The 24,885-nt window shown below is 62.0% G+C and carries 20 protein-coding genes; 9 read left to right on the forward strand and 11 right to left on the reverse strand.

Going from position 1 to position 24,885, the window contains the following annotated elements; translation table 11 throughout:
* Positions 1-4 precede the first annotated feature (4 nt).
* Positions 5-649 carry a class I SAM-dependent methyltransferase gene (locus tag EHF33_RS17180; RefSeq protein WP_124874456.1) on the forward strand — a complete coding sequence of 215 codons (645 nt, stop codon included), beginning with the start codon at positions 5-7 and terminating at the stop codon, positions 647-649.
* Positions 650-667: 18 nt separating this feature from the next.
* Here EHF33_RS17180 and EHF33_RS17185 read toward each other — a convergent pair whose 3' ends face one another.
* On the reverse strand, positions 668-1,729 hold the full coding sequence (locus tag EHF33_RS17185) for a lactonase family protein (RefSeq protein ID WP_124874458.1): 1,062 nt from the start codon (positions 1,727-1,729) through the stop codon (positions 668-670).
* A gap of 139 nt (positions 1,730-1,868) precedes the next feature.
* Here EHF33_RS17185 and EHF33_RS17190 point away from each other — a divergent pair, with 139 nt between their 5' ends.
* From EHF33_RS17190 to EHF33_RS17215, 6 genes are read left to right on the forward strand one after another with little or no spacing between them, the layout of a single operon-like run.
* Positions 1,869-3,029, forward strand: a complete 1,161-nt coding sequence (locus EHF33_RS17190; RefSeq protein ID WP_124874460.1) for a type III polyketide synthase — start codon at positions 1,869-1,871, stop codon at positions 3,027-3,029.
* A gap of 1 nt (position 3,030) precedes the next feature.
* Complete coding sequence (locus EHF33_RS17195; RefSeq protein WP_124874462.1) at positions 3,031-3,765, forward strand: class I SAM-dependent methyltransferase; 735 nt, start codon at positions 3,031-3,033, stop codon at positions 3,763-3,765.
* Entirely contained in the window at positions 3,758-4,915 is a 1,158-nt protein-coding gene (locus EHF33_RS17200) for an FAD-dependent oxidoreductase (protein WP_124874464.1), read from the forward strand. The genes EHF33_RS17195 and EHF33_RS17200 overlap by 8 nt, the downstream gene beginning before the upstream one ends.
* 60 nt (positions 4,916-4,975) lie before the next feature.
* Positions 4,976-6,121, forward strand: coding sequence for a M42 family metallopeptidase (locus EHF33_RS17205; RefSeq protein ID WP_124874466.1), 1,146 nt, complete (start codon positions 4,976-4,978; stop codon positions 6,119-6,121).
* Positions 6,122-6,179: 58 nt separating this feature from the next.
* Positions 6,180-7,601, forward strand: a complete 1,422-nt coding sequence (locus EHF33_RS17210) for a 3' terminal RNA ribose 2'-O-methyltransferase Hen1 (RefSeq protein WP_124874468.1) — start codon at positions 6,180-6,182, stop codon at positions 7,599-7,601.
* Positions 7,594-10,083 carry a polynucleotide kinase-phosphatase gene (locus tag EHF33_RS17215; RefSeq protein ID WP_206431649.1) on the forward strand — a complete coding sequence of 830 codons (2,490 nt, stop codon included), beginning with the start codon at positions 7,594-7,596 and terminating at the stop codon, positions 10,081-10,083. Before EHF33_RS17210 ends, EHF33_RS17215 begins: the two co-directional genes overlap by 8 nt.
* Positions 10,084-10,090: 7 nt before the next feature.
* Here EHF33_RS17215 and EHF33_RS17220 read toward each other — a convergent pair whose 3' ends face one another.
* Both EHF33_RS17220 and EHF33_RS17225 read right to left on the reverse strand, forming a co-directional pair.
* Positions 10,091-11,254 (reverse strand): PQQ-dependent sugar dehydrogenase, encoded by a 1,164-nt coding sequence (locus tag EHF33_RS17220; protein WP_124874470.1) that lies wholly within the window; start codon positions 11,252-11,254, stop codon positions 10,091-10,093.
* Positions 11,255-11,361: 107 nt separating this feature from the next.
* Entirely contained in the window at positions 11,362-13,884 is a 2,523-nt protein-coding gene (locus EHF33_RS17225; protein WP_124874472.1) for a heavy metal translocating P-type ATPase, read from the reverse strand.
* A 131-nt stretch (positions 13,885-14,015) separates the two neighbouring features.
* On the opposite strand from EHF33_RS17225, the gene EHF33_RS17230 reads away from it, so the two are divergent.
* Entirely contained in the window at positions 14,016-14,333 is a 318-nt protein-coding gene (locus EHF33_RS17230; protein WP_124874474.1) for a metal-sensitive transcriptional regulator, read from the forward strand.
* Positions 14,334-14,466: 133 nt separating this feature from the next.
* Here the strand turns inward: EHF33_RS17230 and EHF33_RS17235 are convergent, their stop codons facing one another.
* From EHF33_RS17235 to EHF33_RS17250, 4 genes are all read right to left on the reverse strand, one after another.
* Complete coding sequence (locus EHF33_RS17235; RefSeq protein ID WP_124874476.1) at positions 14,467-15,348, reverse strand: carbohydrate ABC transporter permease; 882 nt, start codon at positions 15,346-15,348, stop codon at positions 14,467-14,469.
* The gene (locus tag EHF33_RS17240; RefSeq protein ID WP_225429862.1) at positions 15,348-16,190 is read right to left on the reverse strand and encodes a carbohydrate ABC transporter permease; all 843 of its coding nucleotides are present in this window, start codon (positions 16,188-16,190) and stop codon (positions 15,348-15,350) included. Before EHF33_RS17240 ends, EHF33_RS17235 begins: the two co-directional genes overlap by 1 nt.
* A gap of 289 nt (positions 16,191-16,479) precedes the next feature.
* Entirely contained in the window at positions 16,480-17,739 is a 1,260-nt protein-coding gene (locus EHF33_RS17245; RefSeq protein ID WP_124874480.1) for an extracellular solute-binding protein, read from the reverse strand.
* Positions 17,740-17,846: 107 nt separating this feature from the next.
* Positions 17,847-19,289: an argininosuccinate lyase gene (locus tag EHF33_RS17250; protein WP_124874482.1), complete on the reverse strand. Its 1,443-nt coding sequence runs from the start codon at positions 19,287-19,289 to the stop codon at positions 17,847-17,849.
* Between the two features lie 312 nt (positions 19,290-19,601).
* Here EHF33_RS17250 and EHF33_RS17255 point away from each other — a divergent pair, with 312 nt between their 5' ends.
* Positions 19,602-20,681: an NAD(P)-dependent alcohol dehydrogenase gene (locus tag EHF33_RS17255; protein WP_124874484.1), complete on the forward strand. Its 1,080-nt coding sequence runs from the start codon at positions 19,602-19,604 to the stop codon at positions 20,679-20,681.
* Positions 20,682-20,860: 179 nt separating this feature from the next.
* On the opposite strand, the gene EHF33_RS17260 is transcribed toward EHF33_RS17255, so the two are convergent.
* From EHF33_RS17260 to EHF33_RS17275, 4 genes are all read right to left on the reverse strand, one after another.
* Positions 20,861-22,018, reverse strand: a complete 1,158-nt coding sequence (locus EHF33_RS17260; RefSeq protein WP_124874486.1) for an acyl-CoA dehydrogenase family protein — start codon at positions 22,016-22,018, stop codon at positions 20,861-20,863.
* A complete protein-coding gene (locus EHF33_RS17265) occupies positions 22,015-23,196 on the reverse strand; it encodes a thiolase family protein (protein WP_124874488.1) in 1,182 nt (393 codons plus the stop codon). Before EHF33_RS17265 ends, EHF33_RS17260 begins: the two co-directional genes overlap by 4 nt.
* Positions 23,197-23,359: 163 nt before the next feature.
* The gene (locus tag EHF33_RS17270; RefSeq protein ID WP_124874490.1) at positions 23,360-23,980 is read right to left on the reverse strand and encodes an NADPH-dependent F420 reductase; all 621 of its coding nucleotides are present in this window, start codon (positions 23,978-23,980) and stop codon (positions 23,360-23,362) included.
* Positions 23,981-24,089: 109 nt separating this feature from the next.
* The gene (locus EHF33_RS17275; protein ID WP_124874492.1) at positions 24,090-24,851 is read right to left on the reverse strand and encodes a 3-hydroxyacyl-CoA dehydrogenase; all 762 of its coding nucleotides are present in this window, start codon (positions 24,849-24,851) and stop codon (positions 24,090-24,092) included.
* Positions 24,852-24,885: the final 34 nt, after the last annotated feature.

The following is a 24,885-nucleotide window of genomic DNA, read 5'->3' on the forward strand; positions in this document are numbered from 1 at the left end:
GGGCATGGACAAGCCGCTCACCAGTCAACTGCTCCCCAATGCCTTCCGGCGGCAAGACGAGACGCCCGACGAGCTGTTTTACCGCTCTCCGCGCTTCGTGACCCACATCGACGACGGGGCCATCGCCGCCGTGACCCAGCTTTACCGCGAGTATTTTCCGGCGGGCGGGCGCGTCCTGGATGTGATGAGCAGTTGGATCAGCCACTTGCCGCCGGAAGTGGAGTATGGCCGGGTGGTCGGGCTGGGCCTCAACGAAGCTGAGCTGGCCCGCAACCCGTGCCTGAACGCTTACGTGGTGCAAAACCTCAATACCGACGCTCACTTGCCCTTCGAGGATAATTCTTTCGACGCAGCAGGCCTGTGCGTCTCGGTGGATTACCTGACCGACCCGGTGGCGGTGCTACGCGATCTGGGACGGGTGGTCACGGCGGGCGGGCCGGTGGTCATCACCTTTTCCAACCGCTGCTTTCCCAGCAAGGCGGTGGCGATCTGGCATCAGCTCGGCAGTGCGGGGCAGCAGGCGTTGGTGCAGCATTATCTGGAGGAAGCGGGCAACTGGACGGACATCGTGCAACTCGACCGCAGCCCCATGCAAGGGCGGCGCGGCGGCGATCCTCTGTGGGCGGTGGTGGGACGAGCGAAAAGCTGACCCTCTCCCCAACACACTTCACCCAAAGCAGAAGCTGGTCGGCGTGGGGCAATCAAAGGTGCCCATGACTTGCAGTAAGCCGCTGTCATGCTGGCGGCGAAAAACGGTGATGCTCGAGCTGTCCTGATTGCCCGCTAGCAGCAGTGAGCCGTCTGGCGTCAGGACGCAGCCGCGCGGTGTGTGGCCCAGCGTCGGAGCGTATTGAAGCAAGGTCAGGCGGACGCTGGCCGGATCAAACCTGAAGACGGCCACGCTGTCGTGTCCCCGGTTGGAGACATACACGAAATGCCCGTCGGGGCTGGCCATCACCTCGGCGGGGGCGTTGGTGCCGCTGAAATCGGGCAGCTGAACCAGGCAGATGTCCATCAGGGCCAGTTCACCGCTCTCCGGTTCGCGTCGCAAAATTGCCACTCCCGGTAAGAGTTCCAGCGTAACGAAGGCGAACAGCCCCGCCGGATCAAAAGCGGTGTGGCGCGGGCCGCTGCCGGGCGGGAGGTTGGCCCGTCCAATTCGTTTGAGCAGCCGATCTGGGTCAAGGTCGTAGCCCACCACCTCGTCGGTGCCCAGATCGGCCACGTAAGCATGTCGGCCATCTGGCGAAGGCGTGACGCTGTGGGGGTGCGGGCCTTCTTGCCGCTGGGCATTCGGGCCGTGCCCGTGGTGGGTGTCGCTGGCCGCGCACGGCTCTAGGCTGCCGTCACCGGATACCGGAAAAGCCAGCACCGAGAGGCCGCTGACATAGTTGGTACACAGGACGTAGCGCCCCGCCGCGTCCACGCTGACGTGTGCCGGAGACGCGCCTTGAGTGGACTGCTGGTTGAGGAGTTGCAAACTTCCATCTGGCTCAATGCCATAAGCGCTGACCTGCCCCTCGTCCAGCTCGCTGATGGCGTAGAGGACTGGCAGGTGGGGATGGGATGCCAAAAAGGACGGCTGAGCCACCTCGGCGGCCAGGTGGGGCGCGGTGAGCAGGCCCCTGTCCAGATCCAGATTCAGGCTGTAAATGCCCTTACCTTCGGCTTTGGGAGCGTGCGGCAGCGGGCTAGTGTAACTGCCCGCGAAGAAGCGGAGAGTGGTCATGCTTAAGGTTTATCATCTGGCGGTGCGGCTGGCCTGAAATCGGCGTTTCTCTGATCCATACATTCAATCCCCAAGCCTTGCTTAAGCCCGTCTCTGCTTTTGTTACAGCTTGGGTCAGCTCAAGTCTCTAGGCTAAGCTATGTCTGTCTATATTCACGCGCTGGCCAGCGCCATTCCTGAAACGGTGTACGACCAGTCCGAATTGCGCGACATGGTCAAGATTCAGCCGCAGCTCACGCGCCTCTCGCAGCGGTTGGTCGGCTCGATTTACAATGCTTCCGGCATTGACCGGCGGGCCAGCGTCATCTCCGAACTCAAGCAGGCCAACTTAAGCGCCGATCAGAGTCTGCCTGCCGGACTCTTCTACGACCCCGCCGAGCGGCGACTGCTGGAACCCAGCACCAGGGAGCGCAACGAACTCTACGCCGAGGAAGCGCCCAAGCTGTTTATCGAGGCGGCTCGCCGCAGCCTGGCTGCTTGCCCGGAAGTGCAGACCAGCGACATCACCCACGTCATCACCGTGTCGTGTACCGGCTTTTACGCGCCGGGGCCGGAATACGACGTGGTTCGGGCGCTCGACCTTGCTCCCACCACCCAGCGCTTTCACGTCGGCTTCATGGGCTGTTACGCGGCGTTTCCGGCTCTGCGGATGGCCAAAGCCTTCTGCGAGGCCCAACCGGACGCCACCGTGCTGGTCATCTGCGCTGAGCTGTGCTCAATTCACATGCGCGTCGCCAACGACCCCGATACCCTGATTGCCAGCAGCCTGTTTGCCGACGGAGCCGCCGCCGCTATCGTCAGCGCCCGCACCGACCTGGGCCACCGCGCCAAGTTGCGCTTCGACGACTTCGAGACGACCCTGACCCCGGTGGGCATCGGCCAGAAGGATATGGCCTGGCGCATTGGCGACCAGGGCTTTGAGATGGTGCTGAGCACCTACGTGCCCGACATCATCGAGGCCCATATCCAGGGAGCGCTGGCACCGATGCTGGCCCGCGAATCGGCGCTCACCGACGCGCCTTACTCTCAGATCGAGCGCTGGGCGATTCATCCGGGGGGGCGCAGCATTCTCGACAAGGTAGAGGCCAGCTTGGAACTCAGCGCGGAGCAGCTTACGCCCTCGCGGGAAGTGCTGCGCGACTACGGCAACATGAGCAGTGCCACGGTGATGTTCATTCTGGAACAGCACCTGAACAGCGCTGCTGAGCAGTCCCAGCCCCACCAGCGGCTGTGCGCCATGGCGTTCGGCCCCGGCCTGACCGTCGAGATGGGCCTGATGACTGTTTGCCGAGGGAGCTAGCTTGACACTCGGCCCCTCACCGCTCTTTCCCGACTTGCGGCGGCGCTTGACCGGCGTTCCGGAAGCGATGGACGCCGACGACTGCGATTTGACCCAGCTGGAGCAGACTTACCGGAATTTCGGACAGGTCAATGCGGTGGTTTCAGGCTGGCGTGCAGTGTACCAACGTGAGTTGCGCCCGCTGTTGTCGGCCACCCGGCCCAGCAGCCTGCTCGACATCGGCTGCGGCGGCGGCGACGTGCCGCGTCAGTTGGGACGCTGGGCGGCTCAGGATGGTCTGCGGCTCGACATCACCGCCATCGACGCCGACGAGCGGGCCATTCGCTACGCCTCGGCCCTGCCGCAACTTGTGGGCGCTTCCCCGATTCGTTTCCGGCAGGCCATGAGCCACGATCTGGTGCGCGAGGGCCGCCTCTTCGACTTCGTGATCTCCAATCACCTGCTCCACCACCTCCGCGCCGAGGAGCTGGCGGCTCTACTGGACGATTGCCAGCGCTTGTGCCTTGGCAAAGTCATCCACAGCGACTTGGAGCGCCACCCGCTGCCTTACGCGGTGTTCAGCACCTTGACTCTGCCCCTGTTTAAAGACTCATTCATCCGCGCCGACGGTCTGCTCTCCATTCGGCGCAGCTTCACGCCCTCGGAGTTGCGCCGAATGCTGCCGAGCGGCTGGCGGCTCAGGCGGCAGTTTCCATTTCGTCATCTCCTCCTTTACCAGTACACCCGCCATGCTTGACGTGTTGATCGTGGGTGGCGGCCCAGTTGGCTTGTTTCTGGGCAGCTTGCTGGCGCAGCGCGGTTTGAATATTCAGGTGCTGGAGCAGCGCTTGTCGGTCAGCGCCCACTCGCGGGCCATCGGTCTGCACCCGCCCGCTCTCTCGGTGTTGGAGCAGATTGGCGTGACGGACGCCCTGATCCGCGCTGGCCTGCCGATTCTGGGCGGCGTGCTGCGCGGCAAGCAAGGCGTGATCGGTGAGCTGTCGCTGTCGGGCGTCTCGGAGCGGTATCCGTTTATTCTCAGCTTGCCGCAGCGCGAAACTGAGCGCTTGCTGGCTGAGCGGCTGGCCGAGCTGGCTCCCGATGCTTTGCGGCGCGGCCTCAAGCTCCTCAGTCTCAAGGATGAGGGCCACAGTGTTGAAGTTACGGTTGAAGATACGAGCGGAGCAGTCGAGCACCTCCGCGCCCGCTTCGTGGTCGGGGCTGACGGGTCGCGGAGTGCGGTGCGCCAACTCGCCGGAATCGCCTATCAGGGTCGCCGCTACGCCGACACCTACTTGATGGGCGATTTCCCCGACACCACCGTTTACGGCCAGCACGCCCTGATTCAGCTTTCGGAAAAGGGCGTGGTGGAGTCCTTTCCTTTGCCCAACCGTCTGCGGCGCTGGGTGGTCTGGACATCTGAGCATCTTCCCGACGCGACCCCAGTCGATCTGACCGCCGCCGTGCGCGAGCGGCTCGGCCTGCCCCTGCCCACCGCCGAGTGCCAGATGCTCAGCGCCTTCGAGACGCGGCGGATGCTGGCCGCTGAGATGGTGCGGGGCCGGGTGTCTCTGATCGGTGACGCGGCCCACCAAGTCAGTCCGATTGGCGGGCAAGGTATGACTCTCGGCTGGCTGGACGCGGCGGCGCTGGCCCCGCTGCTCTCGGAGGCAGCGCACAGCGAGCAACTGAGTAACAGACAAAAAGCTGCCTTTAACCGTTTCAGCGCGGCGCGGCGGCAAGCGGCAAAGCGCGGGGCGCAGCAGGCCGAGATCAATATGGGCTTTGGCCGTCCGGCGTCGGCGCGGATCAAGGCGGCCCACCACGCGCTGCTGGGCGCGGCGCTCGCCTCACCGTTCGCGCCCAAGTTGGCTGATCTGTTCACCATGCGCTGGGCCGGTTCATGAATAGGGCCGTGCAGGGAGGCGAAGTGGCGTGCAGCTTCAATCGGCTTGTATGCTGGCGGTATGTCTGACACGCCTTTAGTTGATTCGGGGACAGCCACGCTCCTTTCTTATCTGCGCCAACTCGTCGCCCTGACTGGCCCCAGCGGCGCGGAGGAAGACGTGGTGAGGGCGCTGCTGCGCTTGGCGGCTCCGCTGGCCGACAGCGTCGAAGTGGACGCGTTCGGCAACGTGATCGCCACACGCCGGGCGGCGGGTGACCATACAGCAGGTGACCATGCGGCCAAAGGGCAGCCGCGCCGACTGCTGCTGGCCGCCCACACCGACGAAGTGGGCTTCCGGGTGCGCCAGATCACACCGCAGGGCTTTTTAAGGCTTGAAAAAGTCGGCGGCACCGATGACCGGATTCTGCCGGCCCAGCGGGTCTGGGTTCGCACGGCAGCGGAGCGGCTTTTGGGCGTCATCGGCACCAAAAGCGCTCACCTGCTGGCCGACGCCGACCGGCAGCGGGTGGTGCCTTATCCCGAACTGTATGTGGATATCGGCGCGAAAAGTGCCGAACAAGCTGCCGAAATGGGTGTGCAACTCGGTGACGCGGTGGGCTTCTGCGGGGAGCTGGCTGAGTTGGGCAGGGGCAGCGGGCGCTACACCGCTCACGCCATCGATGACCGGGCCGGCTGCGCGGTGCTGCTGGCCTTGCTGGAGCGCTACCAGACCGATGCGCCGCCCGTCACCCTGATCGTGGCGTTTACGGTGCAGGAAGAAGTTGGTCTGCGCGGAGCCACTGCCGTCGCCCAGGCTTATCCGGCAGATGTGGCCCTCGCGGTGGACATGACGGCAGCCGACGACACCCCCGAAACGGGCGGCGATCATTTGGTGCTGGGCGCGGGCGCGGCTATCAAGGTAATGGACTTTTCTACTTTGGCTCATCCGGCCGTCCGGCGCGGTTTGGCGGCGGCGGCGCAAGCGGGCCAAATTCCGGTGCAGTATGAACTCCTGCGCGGTATCGGCACCGATGCGGGGGCGCTGCAACACTCGGGCGCGGGCATTCCGGCGGGAGCGGTGTCGGTGGCCAACCGCTACACCCACAGCCCGGTGGAAGTGGTGGACGAACGCGACTTGCTGGGCGCTGTGGAGTTGCTGACGCAGTTTGTGGAGGGTCTGCCCGAATTGGACTTGCACTTCTTGCCGGAGGAATTGCCCGCCTAACTGCTGCGCCATTTGGCCGACGCACCCCTGCCGGCCCGCCTGCTAGCCTGTACCCAGAATGTTGCTGACGCTGACCCTCACCTGCCCCGCGCCCGAACTCGGCTCGCCGGATTACCCGGCCAGCGACCTTGGCTATCTGCTCTACAAGCACCCTGACCGCGTCCATCAGGCCAGCTTGCCGTTCGGTCAGGCGCGGGTCTTTTTCCCTGAAGTCAGTGACGAGCGGGCCACCGCCGCGCTGCTGCTGGACGTGGATCCGGTGGCCCTCTCGCGGCAGGTCAAGGCCGAGCAGAGTGCGCCCCTAGAGCCTTACGTCAATGACCGCCCGTACGCCTCCGGTCACTTTCTGGCCGCCGCGCTGCTGGACACTTTCAGCACGGCCATGAGCGGGCGCAGCAAGGAGCGGCAAGCCTTGGCCGACCTTCCCTTGCCGCTGAGCGTGGAGATTCCCTGCCTCGCCGCACGCGGCCCCGCCGACCTCGTAGAGCGCTTGTTCGCGCCGCTGGGCTACCAAATCGTGGCTACTCCGATTGCCCTCGACCCGCTTTATCCAGAATGGGGCGAGCGGCCTTACCTGAGCCTCAAATTGTCGGCCACGCTCAAACTCAGTGAGGTGCTGGCACACCTCTACATCCTTCTGCCAGTGCTGGACGGCAGCCGCAAGCCGTATTTTCTGGATGAAACGGAAGTGGACAAATTGCTGCGGCGCGGTGCGGGCTGGCTCGGAACCCATCCGGAGCGCGAGTTGATCGTGCGGCGCTACCTGCAACTGCGCTCGCTGATCGAGCAGGCGGGCGAGCGGCTGGGCATTCCGGCGGCCCCGCCCCGCTCTCAGGTTCACGAAGAGCGGCTTGAGCGGGTGGCCGAATTGCTAAGAAAGAGCAGCGCGGCGCGGGTGCTGGATTTGGGCTGCGGCGAGGGCAAATTGCTGGGCCGCTTGCTGCCAAACGCCCAATTTCGCCAACTGACCGGATTGGATGTCAGCGCCCGCTCGTTGGAATTTGCCCGCCGCCAGCTCAAGCTGGATGAGCGCCCCGAACTTGAGCAGCGTCTGACTTTGCTGCACGGCTCGCTGACCTACCGGGACGCCCGCCTGCACGGCTACGACGCGGCGGCGCTGGTGGAAGTCATTGAACACCTTGATCCGTCGAGGCTGGACACGCTCAGCGCCAATGTGTTTGGGGACGCGCAGCCGAGAACTGTCATCGTGACCACGCCCAACCGCGAGTACAACGCCATCTTTGCCCACGCGGATTCCCTCCACCCAAACCTGCGTCACGCTGACCACCGCTTCGAGTGGACGCGGGCCGAGTTTGAGGCGTGGGCGCGAGCGGCATCAGCGCAGTACGGTTACGCGGTGCGCTTCGAGGGCGTCGGCGAGGAGCATCCAGACTTCGGGGCGCTGACTCAGGTGGGCGTGTTTGAGCGGCTCACTCCTCAAATCTCTCGCCCCAGTAAGGATGAACCCGCTCATGTCTGATGTGTCTCCGCTTGAAATCCCGATTGACCTCCCCGAACTCTGCTTGGTGGCCTTGGTCGGTGCGTCCTCGGCAGGCAAAACCCATTTCGCGGCGCAGCACTTTTTGCCGAGCGAGACACTCTCCAGCGATTTTTTCCGGCGGCTGGTCAGCGACGATGAAGCTGCGCTGGACGCCAACGCCGACGCCTTCGACAGCTTATTTTTCGTGGCGGGCAAGCGCCTGACGCGGGGCCGCCTGACCGTCGTTGACGCCACCAGCGTGCGCCCGGATGATCGCCAGCGCCTCATCAAGCTGGCCCGCCAATACGATGTACCGGCAGTGGCCATCGTGCTGGATTTGCCATTGAAGGTGCTGCAAGCCCGCCACGCCGAGCGCTCTGACCGGGCCTTATCGCCGGACGTGATCAAGCGCCAGCATCTGGAGTTGCGGCGCACCCTCAACGGCCTGTCCAAAGAAGGTTTCCGGCAAGTCTGGGCGCTGCGCTCCGAGGAGGAGATCAGCGCCGCTCAAATCCGGCGGGTGCCGCTGAACGCCAACAAAAAAGACCTCTTGGGGCCGTTCGACTTTATCGGTGACGTTCACGGCTGCCTCAGCGAATTGCGAGCGCTGCTGACCCAGCTGGGTTATGTAAACGGCCAGCACCCACAGGGCCGCACGGCAGTCTTCGTGGGCGACTTGATTGACCGGGGGCCAGACTCGGCGGGTGTGCTGGACTTGGTGATGAAAATGGTGCATTCGGGTCAGGCGTTGTGCGTGATCGGCAACCACGACGACAAGCTGATGCGGGTGCTGGACGGCCAAAAGGCCACCCTCAAGCACGGCTTGGCCGACACCGTGCGCCAGCTTGAGGAGCGCGGCGAGGCCTTCAAAACCCAAGTTCGCACTTTTCTGCGCGGTTTGACCGGCCATCTGCAACTGGACGGCGGCGCGGTGGTGGTCGCCCACGCGGGCTTGCCCGAAGCTTATCAGGGGCGCTCATCGGGCCGTGTGCGCAGTTTTGCCCTCTACGGCGACGTGGACGGCTCCACCGATGAGTGGGGAATGCCGGTGCGCCGCGACTGGGCCAAGGGATACAGCGGCGGAGGACGGGTCATCTACGGCCACACGCCAGTCGCCCGCCCAGTCTGGGTCAACCGCACCCTCAACTTAGACACAGGCTGCGTCTTCGGCGGCGCACTGACGGCCCTTCGCTATCCAGAGTTGGAACTTGTCAGCGTGCCTGCTTTGGCCCAGTACGCCGCGCCCAGTCGCCCTTTTTTACCGCTTGCTGGAGGAGCCGATGCTCCGCTGGAGTGGGCCGATTTCAGCGGCGATCAGCGCTTGGAGACGCGCACTTTTGGCAGCGTCAACCTCAAAGCCGCCGAGATGCGCGGGGCGCTGGAAGTCTTCGGGCGTTTCGGAATTGATCCCGCCGACGCCCTGTATTTGCCGCCGACCATGAGTCCGGTGGAAACCAGTTCGCGCCCAGACTACCTCGAACACCCCGACGAAGCCTTCGCTTACTACCGCGCTGAGGGTCAAGCCGAGGTGATCTGCCAAGAAAAGCACATGGGTTCACGCACCCTGTTGCTGCTCAGGCAAGATGCCAGCGGAGCGATTTACACCCGCACTGGGCGGCCTTTCTTCAAAGACGCGGCCTGGGAGCGTGATCTGCTGGAACGGGCGACTCAGGCGGCGACGCGGGCCGGACTTTGGGAAGCGCTCAAAACCGACTGGCTGCTGCTGGACGCCGAGATTTTGCCGTGGAACTTCAAAGCGGGCGAGTTGCTGCGCGGGCAATACGCGCCAGTCGCCGCCGCTGGAGAAACGGCCCTCGGCGCTGCCGTGCAGCTTTTAGAGCAAGCCCAGCGGCGCGGCCTGCCCCTTGCCGAGGTGCTGAGCCACACCCAGACGCGGGCCGAAGACCTCCACGCGTACCGCCAAGCTTACCGGGCGTATGTGCGGCAAGTCGATACTCCGGCTGATCTCAAAGTCGCGCCGTTTCATTTGCTGGCCTCAAAGGGTGCCGTCCACGATGATCAGACGCACCTGTGGCATCTGGAGATGCTGGGTCAGTTGGTCGACGCCGCGCCGGATTTATTTATTAGCACTGCTGCGCAGATCTTCAACTTGAATGACCCGGCCAGCCAGCAAGCCGCCACCGACTGGTGGCTTTCGCTGACGGCTCAGGGCGGCGAAGGCATGGTGGTCAAGCCGCTCCACTTTCGCCAAGACGACAAGCGCCTGCTGCAACCGGCCCTCAAGGTGCGCGGGCGCGAGTACCTGCGAATCATTTACGGCCCAGAATATACTCAGCCGCAACACCTCGTGCGCCTCAAAGCGCGGGCCGTCAAAGCCAAGCGGGGCCGCGCTGTGAGGGAGTTTCATCTGGGTTTGGAAGGTCTGCGGCGCTTCAGCGAAGGAGCCGGAATTTCAGCCGTTCATCCGTATGTTTTGGGTGTGTTGGCGCTGGAACAAGGCGAGTTGGACGCTCGCCTCTAGACCGGGTTCAGGACTTACCGTCGTAAGACACCCGGTAGATCAGGCCGTTGCCGTCGTCGCTCAGCAGCAGCGACCCGTCCGGCGTCACCTGCAAGTCCACGGGCCGCCCGGAGGTGGTCACGCTGGTGCTCGGGCTGGCGACAAATCCGGTCATAAAGTCCTTGACCTCGCCGCTTTGGGGGTTGACGGTCACGACTTTGTAACCGGACTTCTCCACCCGGTTCCAAGAGCCGTGCAGGCCGACGAACATCAGCCCTCGGTACTCGGCGGGAAAGGCTGCGGCGTTGTAAAAGGCCAGTCCCAGCGGTGCGGCGTGGGCGGTGGTGGTCGCAAAGGCGGGCTGAGCCGCGTCGCAGTACGCCTGATCTTTCTTGCCGAAGTCCTTGTCCCAGACTTGAGTAGCGTTGGCCGCCAGCGGGTAGCAGTAGGGCCAGCCATAATTCTTGCCGTCGCTGACTTTGAAAAAAGACTCGGGCGGGGTGTTGTTGCCGAGCAAGTCACGGGCATTGGCGGTGGCGTAAAGCGTGCCGCCTTGCCAAGCCAGGCCCACTGCGTTTCTTAGGCCAGTGGCAAATGGGCGGCCATTTTTGCCATCGGCGTCGTAGATCCACACGGCGGCGCGTTTGGGGTCGCTTTCCTCGCAGGCGTTGCAGTCGCTGCCAGCCGCCACGTACATTTTATCGTCTGGCCCGAAGACCACTGTGCGCGAGTAGTGCTTACCTTTATTGGGCAAGTCCACCAGCTTTTCGGGTGCGCCGGAAGCCATCGTGTCACCGGACTTGTAGGCAAAGCGCACCACCGCGTCGGTGTTGGCCACGTACAAATAGCCGCCGTGAAAGGCCAAGCCGCTCGGCTCGTTGAGGTTCTGGGCATAGACCTGCTTGCTGTCGAGCTTACCGTCATTGTTGCGGTCAAGCAGCACCCAGACTTTGCCGGTGTCATTGTCGCTCAGAAAAATATCACCGTTGGGAGCGGTGGCCATCATGCGCGGCTTTTTGAAGCCTCTGGCGTAAATCTCGGTGTGAAAGCCGTTGGGCAGCTTCAGGCCCAAATCCGGCGCGGCGGTGTTGGGGCCGGTTACGAAGGCGCAGGAAGCCAGCGCGGCGCTGAGGGCCAGAGCTAAGCCGCCGTATTTGAGTGGGCGCAGCCGTGAACTGATTTGAAAGGTCATGGCTCAAGAAGACTCAATGGGCGTGAGAAGCGTGAGTCGATTGTCTAAAGTCTGCCCTGTCAATCAGGCAAAAGGGGAGGTCAGGTTACTTTTAGTTTCCTGAGCGCTCAGGTTCGGGCCAACCGTCCGTCAGCCGCTTGCGCTTCCACCTCTGCCACCCGGACAGGCGGCTTAAATTGCCGCAGCCTTAGCGCGTTGCTCAGTACGAACACGCTCGAAAAACCCATCGCGGCGGCGGCCAGCACTGGACTGAGCCGGATGCCGAAGGCCGGAATCAGCACGCCTGCCGCCACCGGAATCAGCAGCGCGTTGTAAGCGAAGGCCCAGAACAAGTTCAGCCGGATGTTGCGTAACGTGGCGCGGGAGAGGGCCAGCGCGTTGGGTACGCCGCGCACGTCGCCCGACATCAGCACCACGTCGGCAGTTTCTACGGCCACATCGGTTCCGGTGCCAATCGCCACTCCCACGTCGGCCTGAGCCAGCGCTGGAGCGTCGTTGATGCCGTCGCCCACGAACACCACTTTCTGGCCGCCCGCCTGTAGCGCCTTGATGGTGGCCGCTTTGTCAGCGGGCAAGACCTCGGCCCTGACTTCATTGATGCCGAGTTGCCGGGCGATGGCCTGAGCGGTGCGGGCGTTGTCTCCGGTAATCATCGCCACTTGAAGGCCCGCTCGGTGCAGCGCCGCCACCGCTTCCCGGCTCCCCGCTTTGACCGGGTCGGCCACCGCCAGCAGCGCCGCTACCTGACCGTCGACCGCCGCGTAGAGCGGACTTTTGCCTTCATTGGCCAGCCGCTTGGCCTGCGCCGCAAAAGCGTCTGGACTCAGCCCCAGCTTGACCATGTAGCGGTCTGCGCCGACCTGCACCCGCACGCCGCCCACCACCGCTTCCAAGCCGAAGCCAGGTATGGCCTGAGATGACTGCGGCGCGGTGAGCGGCAGCCCTTCTCGTTTGGCGGCTTCCACGATGGCGCGGGCAATCGGATGTTCGCTGTCTTGCTCGGCGCTGGCGATCAGGCGCAGCACTTCAGCCCGTTCAAAGCCGCTCATCAGTTCCAAGTCGGTCAGTTCGGGCTGGCCCCGCGTCAGGGTGCCTGTTTTGTCAAAGGCGATGACCCCGGCGGCTTGCAAACCTTCCAGCGCCGCGCCGCTCTTAAACAGCACGCCGAGTTCAGCCGCCTTGCCGGTGCCCACCATCACGCTGACCGGCGTCGCCAGCCCCATGGCGCAGGGGCAGGCGATAATCAGCACTGCCACCATGTTGATGAGTGCCTGACCAAGCGCTCCCCCGTTTCCAGAAAGTGCGCCGCCCAAAAAGAACCAAGCGGCAAAGGTCACGGCGGCAATCACCAGCACCACCGGCACGAACACTGCCACGACCTTGTCGGCCAGCCCCTGAATCGGCGGCTTGCTGCCCTGCGCGGTTTCCACCAATTTGATGATCTGTGAGAGCGCCGTGTCGGCCCCCACCCGAGTGACCCGGACGCTCAGCGCTCCGTTGCCGTTGAGGGAGCCGCCCACCACCGACGCGCCCACGGCCTTTTGCACCGGCAGGCTCTCGCCGGTCATCATGCTTTCGTTGACAAAGCTCACGCCGCTCAGCACTTCACCGTCGAGCGGCAGGCTTTCGCCGGGCAGCACCCGCAGCACGTCGCCGACCTGCACCTCGTCAACTGGCAGCAGAGTTTCTGTCTGCCCGCGCACAACCCGCGCTTCTTTGGGTTGCAGCGACAGCAAGGTTTTCATGGCCTCGCTGCTGCGCCCCTTGGCGATAGCCTCAAAATACTTGCCCAGCAAAATCAGGGTAATCACCACGCCCGACGCTTCAAAGTAAACGTGAGCGGTGCCTGCCGGAAAAATGCCGGGAAACAGCGTCACTGCGAGGCTGTAGAAGAAGGCGGCGGAAGTGCCGATCATCACCAGCGTGTTCATATCGGGGCTGCGGTGGCGCAGGGCAGTCCAGCCGAGGCGGTAAAAGCGGCGTCCGGGGCCGAATTGAACCGGTGCGGCCAGTGCCAGCATCACCCAGTTGAGGGCGCTCATCGGCAAAGCCCGCATCAGGGCGGCGTCGAGGGCCGGAATCAGCATCGGCAGCATACTGATGAGCAGCAGCGGCATGGCAAATACAGCGCTGAAAATGACTTGCGAGCGCAGTTTATCCGTCGCGGCTTGGCGGGCAGCCTGCTCGGCGTCTTCCTGGCCCGCGCCGCTCTGCGTTTCCAGTACGCCGTACCCCGCTTCCCGCACCGCCGCCCTGAGTTGGCTGGGCGCGGTACTGGCAGGCAAATACTCGATGTGGGCGCGTTCGCTGGCGAGGTTGACACTTGCACTCAGCACCCCGCTCACCTTACTCAGCGCCCGTTCCACCCGGCCCGTGCAGTTGGCGCAAGTCATTCCCGTGATCGGCAAATCCAGTTCGGCGGTCACGGGAAGGTAGCCCACGTCGCGCACTTTGGTCAGCAGTGCTTGGGCGTCCGTTTGAGCCGGATCAAAGCGCACGCTGGCCCGCTCGGTGGCGAGATTGACGGCAACGTCTTCTACTCCCGCGACCTTTTTCAGCCCCCGCTCTACTCGCCCCACGCAACTGGCACAGGTCATGCCCTCGATACCCAACTCAAGCGTTTGCGTCATTTCGTTGCCTCCAGTCCCCCCAGGGGGGATATAGAAGAAGAATAGAACAGACGGGCCGCAAGGCGCAGCAGAGAACATCACATTTGACATCCACTTTTGACACCCCAGGGGGGAGGGTATAAACTCTAATTATGTCGAACGAGTCTTCTCAGCCGGATACTTGCAGCGCGGCGGGCAAACTGTGTATGCCGCCGGATTCACGTAAACGCGCTTCTCACCGCCTCAAAATTGCCCGTGGCCACCTCGACGCCATCGTGCGGATGCTCGATGACCCAGAGGTGTACTGCGTGGACGTGCTCCGACAGATTAAAGCGGTGCAGGGGGCGCTGGCGGGGGCAGGCGAGGTGGTGTTGCGTGGTCATCTGGAAGCGCACGTGGCCACCGCCCATCAGCGCGGCGACAGCATTGAGCTGGTCGAAGAATTGATGGAAGCCCTGAAATACCGCTGAGGGCGATAGCGTTTATCTGATTGCCCAAGATGAAGGAGTTGGAAGCGGCAGTCTGGAGTGCGCTGTCATTCGCGTGCCTGTGAGCCTGCTGACGGCGGCGCACTCGTCTACCTTACGGCGCGGGGGAGACGGTTTAGCCCTTGAGTCCCGTCAGTACAATCCCTTCAATAATCTGTTTTTGGAAGAAAGCGAATACCAACAAAACTGGAATGACCGCCAAGCTGGAAGCCGCCATGATGAGTCCCCATTGCGTGCCCGCTTCGCCGTTAAAAAGGGCGGTGCCGACGGGTAGCGTTCTAAACTCCGGCTTTTGAATGACGATCAGCGGCCACAAGAAGGCATTCCAGTTGCCCAAAAAGGTGAAGATGGCGAGGCTGGCCAGGGCGGGGCGCACCAGCGGCAAGGCGATTCGCCAGAAAATGCCGAATTCACTCATACCATCAATGCGGGCCGCTTCTATCAAATCATTGGGCAGTGATTCAAAGAACTGCCGCATCAAAAAGACCCCGAAAGCACTGATGAGGCCCGGAAATATGATCGAGAAATAGGCACCCGGCGTGGAGTTGAGCAAATGGATATCGGTGACGCCCACGAACCACGGAATAATGAGCATTTCGGTAGGAATCATCAGGGTGGAGAGCATCAGAATAAAGACTATATTCTTGCCTGGAAATTCGAACTTGGCGAGTGTATAACCCACCAACGAATCAAAAAACAATACGCTGAGCGTAGTGACGCCCGCAATTAATAAGCTGTTGCCGAACCAGGTCAGGAATTTGGTCTGGGTGATGACCTGCGAGTAGTTGGCGAGCGTGGGCGATTCGGGCCAAAAGCCCAAGTTAAAGAGTTCCTGAAAACTTTTTAAGCTGGTCAGTATCATCCAAGCGAATGGAAAGAGAGTGACGATTGCACCCACCGTCAGGAATAAGTAAGCCAATACTGTTTTGTAGTCACGGCGTTTTGGCGGTTTTGGCAAGCTTGTCGTGCTGATTTCGCTGTTTTGGGTAACGGTCATTAGTAGTTCACTCGCTTGGTCAGAAAACGCAGCTGCAATAAGGTGATGACCAGAATAATCGCAAACAGAACCACCGTGATAGCTGAAGCGTAACCTGTTTGAAAGCGCCCGAAAGCCATCTGATAGATGTAAAGCGCCACTGTCATGGTGCTGCCGAGTGGCCCACCTTGATCGGTGAAGTTGAGATTGACGACTTGAGTAAACAATTGCAGATACGAAATGGTTCCGGTGACCACGCTGAAGACAATTGTGGGATTGAGCAGTGGTAGGGTGATCTTCCAAAACGATTGACTGCCAGACGCGCCGTCAATTTCAGCCGCTTCGTAAAAAGTGCTCGGAATGGCGGCGAGTCCAGCCAAAAACAGCACCACTTGAAATCCCAGATTTTGCCAGACCACCAGCGCCGCCGTAGTGGCCAGCGCCTGACTGGGGGAAGTCAGAAAGGACTGCGGCGGAATGTGCAGCCAAATCAGGAAGGTGTTGACCGGGCCGAACTGCGGGCTAAACAGCCACTGCCAGACCCACGCCGCCGCCACGATGGGCGTGACGTAAGGCGCGAAATACAGCGCCCGAAAAACGCCCTGCAGCGCCCGAATCTTGCCGAGCAGCAGCGCGACAATCAGCCCAATGACAATCTGTGCTGGAACACCGATGATGGTATACAGCGCCGTGTTGACGAGCGCTTTGCCAAAAATACCGTCTTGAATCAGGCGGCTGTAATTTTTGCCGCCCACGTAAGGCTGCACTTCTTTGAGAATGTTCCAGTCGTAGAGGCTGAGCCGCAACGCCACAAAAGTCGGTAAAAAGCGCACGACCAAAAAGAAGATCAGCGGAATAGCCAAGAAAGTATAGGCAGTGATGGTTTGTCTGCGCTTAAGGCTGCCAGTTCGTTTAAGAGCTGGTGTAGCGGGAGAAGTCGTCACGGACTGCCGACTTTTTTCAAGAGAGTAGGCAGATGAGTTATTTGATACTTAGCGGTGACTGGTTTGCTCATTCTGGCCTCAACAAAATCTTTCACAACCTGACTTGTCCCTTGAAAGAAGGAAGAGGCAAGTTGTGAAAGAAGGGATATATGAATTGAAAGCGAGTTATAGGAGATGAATTTTCAGCGAGTTGTTGAGCTCAAACGCCTTATTTCTTGTAGTAATCGTCCAGAATCTTCTGCTCGTTGGCAGCGGCGGCCTTCACGGCGTTGGCAGGCGCGTTGCCTTGCAGCAGCACGGTATTGATGGCGTCTACCCAGGCTTTGCGCTGTCCAGCTTCATCTACGAAGATGGTGGAAGAAGCGTACGGCAAGCTGCTGACGAACGGCCCGAACACCGGGTCTTTGCGCAGGGCAGGATCGGCGGCGAGCTTGCGGCTGGCGGGAATTTCGCCGACGTTTTGCAGCCAGTAGCGCTGAGTATCGGCGCTGGTCAAGAATTTCAGGAACTTGATCGAAGCCGCCAGCTTATCGCCCTTGGCGTTTTTGGTGATGCCGTTGACCCAGTAGGAGCCGAAGTTGTCCTTTTCCTTGGAATTGGCGGTCAGCACTGGCAAGGGAGCCACGCCCCAGTCGAACTTGGCACCGCTTTTGATGGTGTTGATGGCGAACGAGCCGTCAATGATCATGCCGACCTTGCCAGCGATGAAGGCGTCACGGTAACTGTTGTTGCCGGGGAAGAAGTTCGGCACGCCCAGCTTGTACTTGGTCATCAGGTCGGTGTAAAAAGTCATGGCCTTGGTGCCTGCGTCCGAGTTGTAGGTGACCGTCTTGCCGTCCTTGCTGTAAGGCTGGCCTCCGAACTGCCGCACCAGCACTTCGCGCAGCACGTGGTAATCCTGGCCGTCCGGCTGAATGCCGAAGCCCAGCGTGGTGTAACGGGGCGGGGTGCCCTGCACGATTTTCCCAGCGTCAGCAATCAGTTCTTCCCAGGTTTTGGGCGGCGCTTTGATGCCGGCGGCTTTGAAGAGGTCTTTGTTGTAAAAGATAGCCAGGGTGCGCACGGCGGTGGGCAGCGCGTAGTACTTGCCGTTCATCTTGGCGGTCTTGACCATCGGCGCATAGTTCGAATCGGTCAAAACAGTGGGGAATTCTTTGGTGGGCAGCGGCTGCAAATATCCGGCGTCCACATACTGCGGCAGCCAGCCGTAATACAAGTTCACCACGTCCGGCCCTTGTCCTGCGGGCACGCTGGAGGCGACTTTTTGGCTGTAAGCGTCGTAGGGAAAGTTCTCCTGCTTAACCGTGATATCGGGGTTGGCAGCCTCGAACTTTTTAATCAGTTCGTTGATGGCGGTGACTTTGCTGGCGTAGTCGTACTGCCAGTAAGTGATGGTCACGGGCGCGGCGTGGCTGAAGCTGGCCGCTGAGAGGCCGCCGAGGGCCAAGCTGAGTAGAAGTTTATTCATAAGAATCCTCCGGTAAAAAATTGAGATGAAGTGAAGATGTGGTGCAGCATAAGGCCAATGCCGCTTTATTTTCTCAAGTTAGCTCACGTTTGGCCGTGAGATGAGTCTTAATCTGCGCTGCTGGGAGCGGTGGGCACACTATCTAAATGAACATCCGCTAAAGCAGCGCGGGCTGCTGCGAACCGCGCTGTCGCCGTTTCGTGCTGCTGACCGTCGGCTTCCAAGCGCTGGCGGGCAAAGGTGAGATGCTGGCTGATCGTTTCGGGCGCTGGGCCGCCGTACGTCGTGCGCCGCGCCACGAAATTGGCCGGATCGAGCGCCGAACGCCAAACCGCTTCCGGTAAATTCACGCCCACCGCCGCCAGATCATCACCCGTGACTTCGCTCAGTTTGCGCCCAGCTTGGTGCAGCCGCAGCAGCAGCGCTTTGACGGCGGCGTGGGCTTCTCTGAATCCGCCCTGATCGTGTTGGGCCAGCGCGTCGGCCAGCTCGGTAATGGCTGCTTCACCGCCCTCGGCTTCCTCACGCCACTTCCTTCGGTTGATGCCGGGCGAAAGCAGCGTCACGGTCAGCAAGTCCACCGCTTCGCCAAATTCTTGCCACATGGTGTGCAGCGGCGGCTGCATGTCGGGGCCGGGGTCGTTGATGTCGCCAAACGGGACGTTGTGGGCGCTCAGCACGACAGCTCCCGACGCGCCGATGGCTTTGCTGAGCTTGGTGCGGGCGTGTTCCAGCGCCACCGGATTGCGCTTTTGCGGCATCACGCTGGAACCCTGCACCAAGCCGTCTGCCAGCGTGAGCAGGCCCCGCGAGGCCCAGAACAGCAGGTCGTGAACCGCTCTTGAGAGCGTGGTGGCCGCTGTGGTGATGGTTCCGGCAATTTCTACTTGCCAATCGCTGGTCGACACGGCGTCGTAGGTGTTTTCGATGGGGCGGTCAAAGGCCAACAGCTCGGCGGTCAGGTCACGGTCAATCGGAAAGCTGGTGCCGCCGAGGGCCACCGCGCCCATCGGACACAGATTGAGCCGAGTCAGCGCCGAAAAAAGCCGCTCCACATCGCGGGCCAGCACGTTTTCCAGGCCGCACAGATAATGCGCCAGCGTGGTCGGCTGGGCGGGTTGGTGGTGGGTGTAGGCCACGATCAGCGTTTCGCGTTCGCGTCCGGCCAGATCAAGCAAAGTCAGGCGCAAAGTGATCAGACGCACCACCGCCCGCATCAGCCGTGAGCGGGCGCTGAGGCGGTAAATGGTCATGTCGAGATCGTTGCGCGACAGGGCGGTTCGCAGCGCTCCGGCTGCCTGCGCGTCGGCTTGGCCGAGCCGCAGATCCAAGGTAAAAAACACGTCCTCGATGCTGGGATCGTAGGCCGGAAATGGTTCACGGCGCAGTTCACGCAGGAGTTCGAGCGCTCTGGCCGCTCCCGTCACACCTTGCTGATCCAGCATCCAGGCGTGGGCGCTCAGGGCGTCGAACAGGTGCGGGAGCAGGTGGGCGCGGGCGTAGTCGTAGTCGGGCCGCAAGACCGTTTGCAAGTAGGTGTCATGCCACATGGACATGCTCCGGTGAAGGGAGGGTCATGCCGTAATTTAGCGCGTTCAGGCGGCCTGCTCCGGCTCAAGCGCCTTAATCCAGCGCTTCGATGAGGCTGCCGAGTGGCTCAGGGTATCTGCGCCCTGCACGGCCTAGAGCGTCTCCAACCCGTCCGAATACAGCTCGAACACCGTGCTGACGCGGCTGGACGTGTTCTGCTTTACAGGGGCAGGGGAGACGGTTTGCCTTGCCCCGTTTTTTGATGTTCAATCGCAGGCTTTGTGGGAGTTCTGCTGTATTCAATTGCCCGGCACTGCTCTAGAGTGGAAGTTATGACTTTATCTTCTGATCCGCAGGCAAAGACCTCCGCTCCCATTCAGGCTTACGCCGCGCCCGACAAATCGACTCCGCTTGAGCCGCACCAGATTACCCGCCGCGCCGTGGGGCCTCACGATATTCAAATCGAGATTCTCTACAGCGGCGTGTGTCACTCCGATGTTCACCAAGCCCGCAGCGAGTGGGGGCCGAGCATCTACCCGCTGGTACCGGGCCACGAAATCGTGGGGCGGATCACGGAAGTGGGCCAGCAGGTCAGCGCCTTTAAAGTGGGCGACTTGGCGGGCGTGGGCGTGATGGTGGACAGTTGCCAGCACTGCGACGCCTGTGAGGGGGGCGAGGAGCAGTACTGTGAAAACAGCTTTACCCCGACCTACAACGGCTACGAGCGCGGTTCCAAAGAGCCGACCCACGGCGGCTACTCCACGCAGATCGTGGTCAACGACAAATTCGTGGTCAGCATTCCGGACAACCTAGACCTCAAGGGTGTGGCCCCGCTGCTGTGCGCCGGCATCACTACCTACTCGCCGCTGCGCCACTGGAAGATCGGCAGCGGACACAAAGTCGCCGTGGTGGGCTTGGGCGGGCTGGGCCACATGGGCATCAAATTTGCGCGGGCGCTGGGGGCCGAAGTCACCGTGTTCACCACTTCTCAGAGCAAAGTGGAAGACGCCAAGCGGCTCGGCGCACACCAAGTCGTCATCAGCAGCGACCGGGAAGCCATGAAAACGGTTCGCAACGCCTTCGACTTCATCCTCAGCACCGTGCCCACCTCGCACGACCTCGCGCCTTATCTCAAGACCCTCAGGCGCGGCGGCCAACTCGTGATCGTGGGAGCGCTGGAGCCGGTGGGCCTCAACGGTGGACAGCTGGTTTCGCACCGCCGCAGCGTGGCCGGCAGCAACATCGGCGGCGTGGCCGAGACGCAAGAAATGCTGAACTTTTGTGCCGAGCACAACATCGTGGCCGACGTGGAAATGATTGACATGCAGGACATCAACACGGCTTACGAGCGGATGCTCAAAAACGATGTGAAGTACCGCTTCGTCATTGATATGGCCTCGCTGAAATCGTGAAGCGCTGGCTTAAAACCTAAGATTCACTTTGTTGCCCGCAGCCGCTCGTTGATTAGAAGAGCGGCTGCGGGCGTTTATATCCAGCCTATTTTCTTTGGCCTAGTCCTGAAACACCCCGGCCTGCTGCGGCCCATATACGTTCAACATGACTTCAAGCTCCGTCATGTTGCCGAGCACTTCTACTCCGCCCGCTCCCTAAACACCGCCCGCGAGATCACCAGTTTCTGAATCTCGGTGGTGCCTTCATACAGCTCGGTGACTTTGGCGTCGCGGTAAAGCCGCTCGACTGGAAAGTCGCGGCTGTAGCCGTTGCCGCCGAACACCTGAATGGCGTCCCGCGTGACTTCCACCGCCGTATCTGAGGCCAGCAGTTTGGCCATGCTGGCCTCCTTGCTGAAAGGTTGCCCCTGATCTTTAAGCCAAGCGGCCTTGAGGGCCACCAAGCGGGCGGCTTCAATGCGGGCGGCCATCTCGGCAATCTTGAAGCTGACGCCCTGAAACTCCGAAATCTTCTGGCCGAACTGCTCGCGCTCCAGAGCGTAATCGGCAGCGGCCTCAAAAGCGGCGCGGGCAATCCCGACGGCCTGCATGGCAATCCCGATGCGCCCAGCATCTAAGCTGCCCAAAGCGATTTTGAGCCCCTGCCCTTCCTCGCCCACCAGTTGATCTTGGCTGACCTTCACACCGTCGAAGTTCACCGCGCCGCTGTGGGCCGCGTGAAGGCCCAGCTTTTCTTCTGGTTTGCCGAAGGAGAGGCCCGCCGTGTCTTTATCGATCACGAAGCAAGACACGCCACTGGCCCCCGCGCCGCCCGTGCGGGCCAGCACCAGGTAGGTCTGCGCCTGCCCCATGCTGGTGATCCAGGCTTTGGCCCCGTTCAAGACCCAGCCGTCTCCGTCCGGGTCGGCCCGCAGCTTCAAGGCCGCCGCGTCCGACCCGGCTCCTGACTCAGTGAGGCAAAACGCGCCGATATGCTGTCCTGTGGCCATAGGGCGCAGGTACTTTTCCTTTTGCGCCTCTGTGCCGAACTTGAGCAGCATCTGCGTCGGCAATCCGTTTTGCACGCTGACGATCACGCCCACGCTGGCGTCCGCCGCCGAGATTTCTTCCAAGCACAGCGCGTAGGTAACGCTGTCTAGGCCCGAGCCGCCCCACTCTTCCGGCACGCTGGCTCCCAGCAGGCCCAGCTCGGCCATCCCTTTGAGTTGCGGCCACGGAAACTCGCCGCTGCGGTCGTACTCGGCGGCTTTGGGCGCGACTTTTTCGCGGCAAAACTGCCGAACATGCTCAACGATGAGGCGCTGATCGTCGTCGGGCTGAAAGCCGAACCCGCTCACAAGCGCCGAATAGCCAGAGCTAGGCCGTTGCCGCCGCCCATGCAGAGGGTCGCCACGCCGAGTTCCTTGTTGTGCTGCTTGAGGGCGTACAGCAGCGTCACCAAAATCCGGGCCCCCGAAGCGCCGATGGGGTGGCCCAGCGCCACCGCTCCGCCGTTGACATTGACCCGCGCCGCGTCCAAGCCGAGTTCCTGACTGACCGCCAAGCTCTGCACGCTGAAGGCCTCGTTGAGTTCCCAGAGGTCTATGTCGCTGGCCTGCATCTTCAATTTTCCCAAGAGCTTGCGGGTGGCCGGAACCGGCGTCATCATCAGCCACTCGGGGGCCATGCCGCTGGTGGTGTAATCCAGAATCTCGGCCAGCGGCTTCAGGCCCTGCGCCTTCGCGGCCTCCTCACTCATGATCAGCAAGCTGGCCGCGCCGTCGTTGAGCCCCGGCGCGTTGCCCGCCGTCACCGTACCGCCGTCTTTTTTGAAAGCGGGCTTGAGCTTGCCCAGACTTTCTACGGTGGAATCGGCACGCGGGCCTTCATCCTGACTCACCACCGTGTCGCCTTTGCGCCCGTGAACCGTCACCGGCACGATCTCGTCGTTAAAGTGCCCGGCTTGCTGAGCGGCCACCGCTTTGGCGTGGCTGCCCGCCGCGTACGCGTCCTGGGCTTCTCGCCCGATGCCGTACTTGTCGGCCACCCGCTCGCCGGTCATGCCCATGCCCTCGTCGTTGATGCTGCACCACAGGCCGTCTTGGGTATTGGCGTCGATGACTTCCTTGTTTCCGGCGCGGTAGCCTTTTCGGGCTCCGGGCAGCAGGTAAGGCGAGTTGCTCATGCTCTCCATACCGCCTGCCAGCACCGCGCTCTGGTCACCCGCCCGAATGCTCTGCGCGGCCAGAATCACCGCTTTAAGGCCCGAGCCGCAGACTTTGTTGATGGTCAGCGCTCCGACCTCGTTGCTGAGGCCCGCCCTGAGCGCTGCTTGCCGCGCCGGATTTTGGCCGCTGCCCGCCTGCACGACTTGGCCCATAATGACTTCCTCGATCAGGGCGGCGTCTATTCCAGCCCGCTCTAAAGTGGCCCGCAGCGTGGTTGCGCCGAGTTCGACGGCGCTGACATCTTGCAAAGCGCCCAAGAATCTTGCGGTGGGCACGCGGGAGGCGGCAACGATAACGGCTTTGGACATGGGGGACTCCTTGAATGGGTTTTGAGAAGCGGGGCGAATACCTTTCAGGGTAGGCAAAATGCAGCGCTGCGAGTGTGAGAGCGTGCGGGAAAGTCGGGCGCGGCACTCAACAAGATGGCCCCGCCCACCAAAGGGAAGGGCCTGAATGCGTTGGGCTTTTAACTCACTGCTTTGCCAAAATGTCTTGCGCCTGCTGCGCATTGACTTCCGCGCCGTAGATCGGCGTGCCGGGCTGCTGGTTCTTGCTGCGCTCCAAATTGCCGTTGTCCACCGCCGCGAAGCCGATCTCCTCGATCAATGTGCTGACCACTGCTTTGGCTTCCGCGTCGTCCGAGGCGATCGGAATGGCGCGGCGCTCGCCCAGCGGCTTGCTGGTATCGCCCAGCGTTTCCAGGTGGGAGGCTTGAATAGCGTTAAACGCTTTGACCACCCGCGCCCCCGACAGGTGACGGGCCATAAAAGCGCTCTCGGAAAGGCCACCCAAGTCGATTTGGCCGTCGCGCTCGGGGTAGTAGTTGGCGGTGTCGATCACGATTTTGCCTTCCATTTGCACGGCGGGCAAGTCGGCGTAGTGGCCGAACGGCACCGTTTCGATGACCAGCTCACCGAAACGGGCGGCGTCCTCGTTGGTGTAGGCCTTGACGCCGTGTCCGAGTTGCTCGGCCAGCTCCCGCAGGGTGTCGGGCCCACGTGAATTGCTGATGCCGATGTCGTGGCCCGCTTCGGCGAGGAGCCTTGCCAGCGCTTTACCGATGTGTCCTGCTCCCAGAATGCCAATTTTCATAAACCGAGTCTAGGAGCTAAAAGCACAAGAAAGCGGGCCGAGAGCGGGACAGGAGTTTAGACTTTCTTAGGAGCGCCCGCTTAGAGCGCCTGCACGCCCTCCAGTTTTCTTACCGCGCTCCCATCCGCACCGCGCCGTCGAGCCGAATCGTTTCGCCGTTGAGCATCCGGTTTTCAAAGATGTGCTTGGCCAGAGCGGCGTAGTCTTCAGGTGTGCCAAGGCGGGCCGGAAAGGGAACTTGCGCCGCCAGCGAGTCCTGGACGTCTTGCGGCATGGCCGACAGCATCGGCGTGCCGAAAATGCCCGGCGCAATTGTCACCACCCGGATGCCGAAGCGGGCCAGATCGCGGGCCATCGGCACGGTCAGGCCGACGATGCCGCCTTTGCTGGCGCTGTAAGCGACCTGTCCGACTTGGCCCTCGAACGCCGCCACCGAGGCGGTGTTGATAATCACGCCGCGCTCGCCGTCTTCGCCGGGGTCGTTGCGCTGCATCATCTCCGCGCCCAGCCGGGCCACGTTGAAAGTGCCGATCAAGTTGACCTTAATCACTTTTTCAAAGAGTTCCAGCGGGTGCGCTCCGCGCTTGCTCACGGTGGTGGCGGCGGGCGCGATGCCGGCGCAGTTGACCACGCCGTGCAAGTTACCGAACTTGTCCTGCACACTTGCCAGCGCCGCTTGCACTTCGCTTTCGCTGCTCACGTCGGTTCTGACAAACAAGCCGCCGAGTTCTTCGGCCAGCGCCTGTCCGAGTTCCGCGTTCAAATCCAGCAAAATGGGCCGTCCGCCCGCGCCCGCGATCATCCGGGCCGTGCCCGCACCGAGGCCTGAGGCCGCGCCAGTAATTAAAATGGTTTTATCGTTGAGATTCATAATTTGCTCCCTGCTGAGTTGAGTAGACAAGCTG

This window comes from Deinococcus psychrotolerans (assembly GCF_003860465.1).
Classification (GTDB): Bacteria; Deinococcota; Deinococci; order Deinococcales; family Deinococcaceae; genus Deinococcus; species Deinococcus psychrotolerans.